The sequence below is a fragment of the Dietzia cercidiphylli genome (genome assembly GCF_014145145.1).
In the GTDB taxonomy this organism is placed as follows: domain Bacteria; phylum Actinomycetota; class Actinomycetes; order Mycobacteriales; family Mycobacteriaceae; genus Dietzia; species Dietzia natronolimnaea.
This window is the reverse complement of sequence record NZ_JAALEA010000020.1, coordinates 1-8,818: the sequence shown is the minus strand read 5'-3', so window position 1 is coordinate 8,818 and position 8,818 is coordinate 1. Positions and strand designations below refer to the sequence as shown.

At 70.1% G+C, this 8,818-nt stretch carries 8 protein-coding genes; 4 read left to right on the top strand and 4 right to left on the bottom strand.

The annotated features are described in order from the left end of the window. Together G6028_RS01135 and G6028_RS01130 are read right to left on the bottom strand one after the other, a co-directional pair. Positions 1–562, bottom strand: a 562-nt coding sequence (locus G6028_RS01135) for a putative glycolipid-binding domain-containing protein (protein WP_338404117.1), incomplete at its 3' end; no start/stop codon positions are given. Between the two features lie 64 nt (positions 563–626). Next, positions 627–1,931, bottom strand: coding sequence for a cytochrome P450 (locus tag G6028_RS01130; protein ID WP_338404116.1), 1,305 nt, complete (start codon positions 1,929–1,931; stop codon positions 627–629). A 140-nt stretch (positions 1,932–2,071) separates the two neighbouring features. Between G6028_RS01130 and G6028_RS01125 the strand changes: the two genes are divergently transcribed. From G6028_RS01125 to G6028_RS01115, 3 genes are all read left to right on the top strand, one after another. Beyond that, positions 2,072–2,701: a hypothetical protein gene (locus tag G6028_RS01125; RefSeq protein ID WP_182657766.1), complete on the top strand. Its 630-nt coding sequence runs from the start codon at positions 2,072–2,074 to the stop codon at positions 2,699–2,701. 81 nt (positions 2,702–2,782) lie between these two features. Next, on the top strand, positions 2,783–3,505 hold the full coding sequence (locus G6028_RS01120) for a VIT1/CCC1 transporter family protein (RefSeq protein WP_017838261.1): 723 nt from the start codon (positions 2,783–2,785) through the stop codon (positions 3,503–3,505). A 57-nt stretch (positions 3,506–3,562) separates the two neighbouring features. Beyond that, positions 3,563–4,153 carry a PGPGW domain-containing protein gene (locus tag G6028_RS01115; RefSeq protein WP_182657765.1) on the top strand — a complete coding sequence of 197 codons (591 nt, stop codon included), beginning with the start codon at positions 3,563–3,565 and terminating at the stop codon, positions 4,151–4,153. Between the two features lie 7 nt (positions 4,154–4,160). Here the strand turns inward: G6028_RS01115 and G6028_RS01110 are convergent, their stop codons facing one another. Next, the gene (locus tag G6028_RS01110; protein WP_182657764.1) at positions 4,161–6,605 is read right to left on the bottom strand and encodes a glycosyl hydrolase family 65 domain-containing protein; all 2,445 of its coding nucleotides are present in this window, start codon (positions 6,603–6,605) and stop codon (positions 4,161–4,163) included. Between the two features lie 182 nt (positions 6,606–6,787). Here G6028_RS01110 and G6028_RS01105 point away from each other — a divergent pair, with 182 nt between their 5' ends. Beyond that, complete coding sequence (locus G6028_RS01105; protein ID WP_241730451.1) at positions 6,788–7,243, top strand: hypothetical protein; 456 nt, start codon at positions 6,788–6,790, stop codon at positions 7,241–7,243. Here the strand turns inward: G6028_RS01105 and G6028_RS01100 are convergent. Continuing rightward, on the bottom strand, positions 7,198–8,818 hold a 1,621-nt coding region (locus G6028_RS01100; RefSeq protein WP_194306742.1), incomplete at its 5' end, for a DUF2339 domain-containing protein. The two genes, G6028_RS01105 and G6028_RS01100, sit on opposite strands and share 46 nt — an antisense overlap.

Genomic DNA, 8,818 nt, shown 5'->3' with positions numbered 1-8,818 from the left:
CGACGGTCGCGCTCGTGGCCGCGGTGGCCGTGATCCCGTGGACCATCTCGTCGTCACTGGAGAAGGTGACGGAGTCCTCGGTGACGTCGAGCGTCAGGGAGTCCACCGAGAGGACCCGCTGCTCGACCGAACCGGGCTGCGCGTGCAGCCCGAGCCGTCGGGTGATGATGCTGGCGAAGAACACGCTGAACGTCACATCGACGTCGACCACTCCGTCGCCGCCCACGCGGGAGCGGGTGTCGGAGGGGTCGTCCAGCAGCCAGGAACCGTCGGCGTCGCAGACCAGGTCGATCGTGCGCTCGTACTCCTCGGTGGAGACGGTCAGCTGCACCCGGTGAGGGGCCAGGTCCGATCCGATCTCGACCTGGTACTCCAGCGTGAACGCCTGGTGGTCGGGGTGCGCCGCGGAGACGATCCGGCCCCGGGCGCGGGAGGAATCGCCCTTGCGGACGATCCTCACCTGCTCGATCACCCTGCCGGTCTCGGAGATCCACGTGTACATACGGGGGGCCGAGGCGCGAGGCGCTTCGACCTGCGGCGAGGGCGACTGGGAAGCGTTCACCCCTCCTACGGTAGGAAAATCTCCACCGAAAAGCACATCACCGGCCCGGTGTGGCGACCCGGGGTCACCTCGGGCGGAGCTCCACCCGCGCCCGTCTCCACGGATAGAGCGTCACGTTCCGCGCCCTGGGCCACTCCCGGCCACTGCCCACTCGGTCGAGCCGGTACCGCTCCAGCACCTTCCGCAGGATCACCTCGCCCTCCATCATCGCGAAGGACGCACCGATGCACCGGCGGGCGCCGCCGCCGAAGGGCAGCCACGTGGTGGGGGTCGGGACGTCGTCGAGGAAGCGGCCGGGGTCGAACTCCTTGGGCGCGGGATAGGCGGCCGGCGAGCGGTGGGCCAGGATGATCGACGGCGAGATGGTCATCCCCCGCGGGTAGGTGCGGCCGCCGACGGTGGCGGGTTCCTGCAGCTCCCGCATCACCATCGGGACGACGGGGTGCAGTCTCAGGGACTCCTTGAGCACGGCGTCCAGGTACTCCGTGCCGCCGGCGGCGATCTCGGACACACATCGATCCTGGATCCCGGGATGCCGGGCCAGCTCGAGCACCGACCACGCCATGGCGGTGGCCGTGGTCTCGTGTCCTGCGGCCACCAGGGTCATCAGCTGGTCGCGCAACTCCTCGTCGGACAACCCCTGCGCGTCCTGGGCGGACGCCCGCACCAGCAGTGCCAGCAGATCCCGTCGCCCGGACAGGGCCGGGTCCCGGCGGGTCGTCTCGATCTCCTCATGCAGGAAGGCGTGGATGGTCGCGAGGTCCCGGACCTGTCGGCTCCACGGCCGGAACCGGCGCAGCGGCAGGATGCCCATGCCGATCATCACCACCGGCCCGGCGTCCACCGCCCGCGCCACGATCGGCCTCATCCGGTCGAGGCGGGCCGAGTCCGTCACCCCGAACACCACGCGGAGGATCACCTCGAGCGTGAGCTCGCTGAACAGGACGTGCGCACGGACCCGGCCCGATCGCGGCCAGCGATCCAACTGCTCGGTCGTGACCTCCTCGACCAGCGAGCGGTACCCCTCGATCTCGCGGCGCCCGAACGCCGGCGCGAGGAGCCGGCGGGCGCGCGCGTGCTCGTCGCCGTCCTGGAGGAGGAGAGAGTGTTCCCCCAACAGCGGCCGCAGCAGTTCGTTGCCCTTGCCCGCGTGGAAGACCGACGGCGAGCCGGCGAAGACGTCCTTGATGTCGGCGGGATCGGCGACGGCGACCACCGTCCGCCCCTTGGGCATCAGGTCGAGCTTGAACGGCACCCCGTACCGCCTGGCGGCCGCCGGGAATACGGCCGCGGGGGCCGAGAGTGCGAGCAGGGCCTGCACCAGGCCGGGTAGGCGTGGGCCGGGGGGAACGCCGTCGTCTGAGGTCACACTGTCCATGGTGACACCGTAGGAGTCGACAGGTGTCGCCGCAGCCGGACCGGCGAACACCAGGGCTGGACACCGAGGGGTCGCCTGACGTTCACCGCGATCGTCACCTCGCCGTGGCGGTCACCGACTACCGTGAGCCCATGGCCCTGCTCCCCGTGGACCTGGACTCGACGCCCGACGACATCGCCTCCCTCCTCGCCGTGGACGCCGCCGTGCGCGCCGCGGTGGGCCTGGAACACTCCCCGCCCACACCTTCGGCCCTGCACTGGGTCGGCGCGGAAGGGATGTGGATGGCCCTCGTCCGGCCCGGCGAGGGGCGCGCTCTCCTGGCCGGCTGGCACCACGAGTTCTCCCTCACGGAGGGCAGCGGGCGTGCCGGAGAGGCCGGGACGGACCTCGTCGGCGACGCCCCGGGGTGGTGGCGACGCGGGGTCGAGCACGCCCGGTCCAAGGGCCTCTACCTGGGCTTCCTGTACGGCTGGGACGGGGCCGCGTGGTGGCGGCTGGACCAGCCGACCGACGACGGCTTCGACCCGGAGATCTACCCGGTGACCGCGACGGCCGTGCGGGACATCGTCGACGAGCTGGCCGACGACACCCTCCTCGACGCCCCCCCGACCGGAACGGTCTACGCGCTCCTGTCGGCCGGTGCGCGGTTGTCCGCCCGGGACCTGGCGGCCGTCCTCCACTCCCCCGACGGCTGGCCCGAGGTCGACCTCGAGGCGGGCGTCCGAGCGGCCCGGGCGTTCGGTTCCCCGGTCCCGGCCTGAGCGCGTCGAGGAGCAAGAAGTGCTGGTAAGGATAGGCTTTCGACGCTTGTGACTCCGCGCGCCGACTCCTAGCGTGGACACATGGACACCCCTCGCTCCACCCGCCACGACGCCGTCGAACCGCACGACGCCTCGGTCGGCGACAGACTCAACTGGCTTCGTGCCGCCGTCCTCGGGGCGAACGACGGCCTGCTCTCGACCGCCGGGCTCGTGATGGGCGTCGCTGCGGCCACCACCGACCGATCCGCCCTGATGGTCGCGGGGATCGCCGGCTTGTCCGCCGGCGCGTTCTCGATGGCCGTCGGCGAATACGTGTCGGTGAGCACCCAGCGGGATACGGAACGTGCGCTCATCTCCAAGGAGATCGGCGAACTCGACCGCGAGCCCGAGGCCGAGTTCGAAGAACTCGTCGGGCTCTACACCGCCAAGGGGCTCAGTGTGGACACCGCCCGGCTGGTCGCCACCGAACTCCACGCCGTCGATCCACTCTCCGCCCACCTCGACGCCGAACTGGGCATCGATCAGGAGGCACTGACCAACCCGATGCACGCAGCCGTCTCCTCCGCGATCGCCTTCACCCTCGGGGCGATCATCCCTCTGCTCGCCATCCTCGCCCCCGCCAGCCTGAGAGTGCCCACGATCGCGGTGCTCACCATGGTCGGTCTGGCGCTCGCGGGATACGTCTCCGCGCGTCTGGGAGACGCGGATCGGGGCAAGGCCGTGCGCCGGCTACTCCTCGGTGGTCTCGCGGCCATGGCAGCGACCTACGGGATCGGCTCGATCCTGGGAACCGCCGTCGCCTGACCGGGGACGGGTTGCTCGCTACTGCACCGGTGAGCCGATCTCTGCCACCATGGTCTGGTGAGAAGACTCGGTTACGTCGCGGCCAAGCGCCTCGCACTCGAGACACTCGGGTGGACGCTCGTCGTGCTGGGTATCGCCGCTCTGTTCCTCCCCGGCCCCGGGCTGCTCACTCTCTTCGCGGGCATGGTCGTGCTCTCCCAGCAGTACGAGTGGTTCGAGAAGCGGGTCGACCCCGTCAAGCGCGTGGCCCTCGAGGGCGCGTCCCGAGGGGTGCAGACCTGGCCGAGGATCACCGCGTCGGTGCTCGGCGTGGCGTGGCTGGTCGGACTCGGGATCTACTGGGGCCAGCACCCCCCGGCACCACAGTGGTGGCCCCTCGATCCAGCCTGGTGGTTCATCGGCGGGTGGGTTACCGGCGGAAGCCTGATCGGCTCCGGCCTGATCGGCCTCGTCCTCATCGTCTACTCGATCCGTCGATTCCGGGGGAACCCGTACGACCACGAGGTGGAGACCGAGCGCGAGAGGGAACGCCACGCCGCCCGCCACCGGGAGAGAGAGGAACGGCGACGGGCGCGGCACGACGTCACATCGGGCCGGAGGCCGCACCCGGCCGCGTCTCCCACCGGGCCGGGCGTCGCGTCGGACTGATCGGGCGTCACGTCAGGCTGAACGTCTCCTCGCCACCCACCGCGACCATGCGCTCCTGTCCGGCCACGCACACGTGGACCGGGGTCGAGTCGATCACACCGTCTCTGTGATGCACCGTGACGCTGTCCTGCATCACCGTCACCGTGAGCGGGGACCGCAGGTAGGTCATGTTGAAAGAGACCCCGTCGATATCCCGGGGCAGGTTGGGGTGGATCTGCAGCATCCCGTTCTCCACCCGCATCCCCGCGTAGAACCGCTGGATCAGGTCGACCGTCCCGGACATGACACCCATGTGGATACCCTCGCGGGTCGTTCCTCCCTGGATGTCGTTGACGTCGCTGCCCAGCGCCACCTTGAAACGATCCCAGGAACTGTCCGGGTCGAAGCGGGCGAGGACCCCGGCATGCGTGATGTAGGACAGGGTCGACCCGTGTGACGTGCGCTGGTCGTAGTAGTCGATGGTGCGCTGTGCGGCATCGTCCGCGAACCCATAGCCGAGTCTGGTGAAGACCCGCCGCAGTTCGTCGTCGCTGAACAGGAAGAACAGCATCACGGCGTCGGCCTGCTTCGCCAGCTTGTAGCGATCCGGGGTGTCCCCCTCGGCCTTGAGGATCCTGTCCAGTCGCTGGATGTTGCCGTATTCGGCACGGTAGGAGTTCCAGTCCAGCTCGTCGAGGTCCTCGTACCCCTCGAACTGGCTGATGATCCCGTCGTGGAACGGCACGAACATCCTGCGGCTCATGTCCTTCCACCGCTCGATCTCGTCGTCACGCAGTTCGAGCCGGGCGCGGACGGCGCCGGCCTGGGGCGCCGGCAGCAGGTCGAGCAGGTGGGCGGCGATGTCGCAGATCCACGCCACGAAGACGTTGGTGTAGGCGTTGTTGCGCAGCCCGCCCTCGGACGCGCCCGGGTACTTCTCGTGGTACTCGTCGGGCCCCATCACGCCGTGGATCTCGTAGCGCTGCCGCTCCGGTGAGTAGTGCGCGATGGACGACCAGAACCGCGCGATGCCGAGCATCATCTCCGCACCCCGGAACTCGAGGAACATCGTGTCCTCGGTGAGGGTGATGTACTGCCAGACGTTGTAGAAGATCGCCGCGCTGACGTGGCGCTGGTTGTGCGACAGGTCGATGTCCCACCGCCCCGACATCGGGTTGAGGTGGAGTTCCTGGGTCTGCTCCGTGCCGAGCGATCCGCTCTGCCACGGGAACATGAACCCCTCGTACCCGGCCGTCGCCGCCGCCACCCGCGCCTCGGACTGTCTCCGGTAGCGGTACATGAGCAGGCTGCGGGTGACGGCCGGGAGCCGGAAGGTCAGGAACGGGAAGACGAACAACTCGTCCCAGAACACGTGGCCCCGGTAGGCCTCGCCGTTGATCCCGCGGGCGGGCACGCCGGCGTCGAGGTCGGCGGTGTTGTGCGAGCACGTCTGCAGGATGTGACTGATGTGCACCCGCAGCAGGTGCTGGGCCTCGTCGTCGCCGAACACGTGGAGGTCGCACGCCTGCCACAACCGCTCCCAGGACTCGCGGTGGTGCGCGTACGCCGCACCGAACGGGCGCGACCGGGCGGCCGACCGGGAGGCGCGCAGGAGCGTGTCCCCCGTGGCCGGGTCACGCGAGGTGAACAGCGCCACCGACTTCTCGATCGTGGTGGGGACGTCGCGCTCCAGCTCCACGTGGAGGGTCTGCTGGATGTAGTCCGCCATCCGGAAGTCGGAGCGGGGCACGTCTCGTTTCCGACCGCCGGTCGAGACGAGGGTCCGTGCCGCGACACCGATGTTCACCTCGGACTGCCGGGTGCGCACCTTCAGCGCCATCACCTCGGGGTGCGGGAACACCGTGCTGCCCGGCCGGAGGTGGTCGCTCTCGAGTTGCCGGTATCGCGGTACGCCGTCGTTGGTGACGCGTCCGTCGAGCGCGCTCACGACCTCAGCCTGGCCGGACCAGTTCAGCGGCGTGATCGTCCACTCCATGTAGGCGTGGTGCATGCTGGCCATCGACGCGAAGCGCCGGCTCACCAACTCGGTCTCCCGCCCCTCCCGGTCGCGGAAGCGGATCTGGCGGGTCATCAGCGCCGAGCGCAGATCCACTCGGTGGCTGTACTCGAGGATCTCCACTTCTGCGAGCCGGAGCACCTCCGCCCCGCCGATCCTGAGCTTGAGCGGCAACCAGTTGGGCAGGTTGACCAGGTCCTCGTTGTGCACCGGGACGCCGCCGAGCATGGTGGTCGCGCGGTTGTACAGGCCGTGGACGTACGTCCCGGGGTAGTGGACCCCGTCGGCGTCCTCCCATTCGGCCGCGCCGCGCGTGCAGAGGTAACCGTTGCCCGTCGAGGTGAGCGTCTCTCGCAGCCCCTCCTCGCCGGGATCGAACTCGGAGTAGGACAGCGTGAAGGCGTCGGTCCGCCCCGTCGTGGTGTCGTCGGAGGGCCCGGTGTGCAGAGTGGTCACACAGTCGACCCTATCCCCTGACCTGCGGTTCCGACGGGGTCCCACGTGCTTGTTTCCGGGATCGTCATCTGGCCGAGACTTGTCGGCCACTGACGTATTGTATGATCTACGTCACAGCCGGGACGGCCCGGGCCGCGCCGCGGGGCCCACCATCGACCGTCGCGCGGGAACAGGGGCTCACCATGACCGTTCAGTTCATCGAGATCACGGAGGACGTGGCCGACAGGCTCCACGTCCTCACCACACCGACGGCCTGCCAGGTCGGCGATGCGCGCATGATCATCGTCGATCTGCTCGGTTCCGGTCCGTCGTGGCCACTGTCCGTCCTCGTCGACCACGTGTGCACCGCATACGAGGCTCCCGACGGGGAACGTCTCATGGTCGACCTCCGGGAGGGCATGGCCGAGGACGATCTCCGCGACGAGCCGGCACTCCGGCACGTGACGTGGGTGCGCGCCACGCGCCTCGCGCTGAGGGAACTCACCGACTCCGGTGAAGTGGTCTGGAGTCTGCCCTCGGATGATCCTGACGAGGTCGACCACCCCGAGGTCGAGGTCCTGATGTCCGGCGCGGAACCGCGCGCCTTCCGCGTCTACGTGGGGGATCCGCTCCCGGACGGTTCGGTGTCCCTGCGGTAGCGGACGGCCACGGCCAACATCACCGCGCCCACCGCGATGAAGGACAGCACCCGGAACAGGCCGGGCAGCGTGGCCAGGTCGAGGAACAGCAACTTGGCGAGCGCGAGTGACCCCAGGACGAAGCCCATCCTGCGGGCGTCCGAGAGCCGGGGACTCGGCGTGAGGATCAACCAGGCCGCGCAGCTGATCCACAGCACGGTGACCACCAGATGAGCCACGAGGAAGCCGTTGCGCGCCGCGCCCGCCAGGTCGCCGATCACCACTCCGGCCGCCACCACCATCACCGAGAAGGTCAGCAACGCCACCACGGCACCCGCCATCACCACCCTGGACGCCTGTCGGGGCACCCGCCGGGAGGCCCACCACGTCGCGGCGACGGCGAGCGCCGTGACCGCGAACGCCGCCACCACGTCCCAGTAGGTCAGCTCGCGGACCGCCAGACGCTCGTCGAGCGCGAGGAACGGCTCGTTGACGACCACGTACACGGCCAGCGCGATGGCGGCGCCGACGCCGGCCACCCAGTCCACCCAGCGGCGACCCCACAGGCCCGCTGCCACGAGGTAGCCGGTGGCGCTGAGGGTGAGGGCGAGGCTCGTCATCTCCCGTCCGCCCAGTTCCACCCAGGCGCCGAACAGCAGGGCACTGCCCACGACCCCCGCGACGGCGGACAGCAGGACCGGTCCCGGCTCCTGGGCTCGACGTCCGGCCACCACGGCGACCGTGAGGTAGGCGGCGGCCAGGACCACCCCGACCGGCCAACCCGGCCGCAGGAGGACGAGTCCGGAGAGGAGGAGCAGGGGGACGGCGGTGGGGACGACGACGAGGGCCGCGTTCTCCGGAGCCGGGCGACGGCGCACGGAGTCGGCCCAGGCGACACCGACCCCCACGGCGGCGAAGACCAGGGCCGCCACGATGAGCGCGATCTGTTCGCCCCGGTCGTGGAGGTGGGTCTGCGTGAGGTAGCCCGCGAGGACCGGTGCCGGGAAGACCGACCACACCACCCTGACCGCGATCCCGAGTTCGGCGCCGAGTACGGCGGTCGCGATGGCCAGGATCACCAGGAAGACAGGGAGCTCGACGCCCGTGGAGATGAACGGGGCCAGCACCATCGTGCCGGCCGAGACCAGGCAGGCGAGTAGTCCCGAGGACCATCGTTGCGCCAGAGCCATCCCGGCGAGCGCCAACCCGCCGACGAACATGTACGCCGCCGGGACGGGGATCCACTGGTAGAGGGTGGTGCAGGCGATCACGTCGAGCATGGCCGCAGCCAGACCGGTGCCGACCAGGGCCAACGCGCCGGGGTTGATCGGGCGCTCGGGCGTGGCCTCGTGCCGGGACTGCAACCACAGCCCGAGCCCCACCAGCACCAGCGCCAGCACCGCCGCAGCGACGACCCGCGCGATCGGCGGGAAGAGCCCGGCCTGGATCGCGACCACCAGGAGGAACGCGATCCCGGCCAGCATCACGGAGCCGCCGATCGCGGCGATGACGGTGGCGGCGGTGATGCGGGGCCTCCGTCGTGGCACCTCTCGCGACGCCACCTCCCCGGGCTGCTGCCACGGACGGCCGGGGTGC

What these genes read in the sequence shown, in the direction of transcription:
- G6028_RS01105 (WP_241730451.1), top strand. Translation starts at nt 6,788, where the DNA reads ATGACCGTTCAGTTCATCGAGATCACGGAGGACGTGGCCGACAGGCTC.
- G6028_RS01125 (WP_182657766.1), top strand. Translation starts at nt 2,072, where the DNA reads ATGGCCCTGCTCCCCGTGGACCTGGACTCGACGCCCGACGACATCGCC.
- G6028_RS01120 (WP_017838261.1), top strand. Translation starts at nt 2,783, where the DNA reads ATGGACACCCCTCGCTCCACCCGCCACGACGCCGTCGAACCGCACGAC.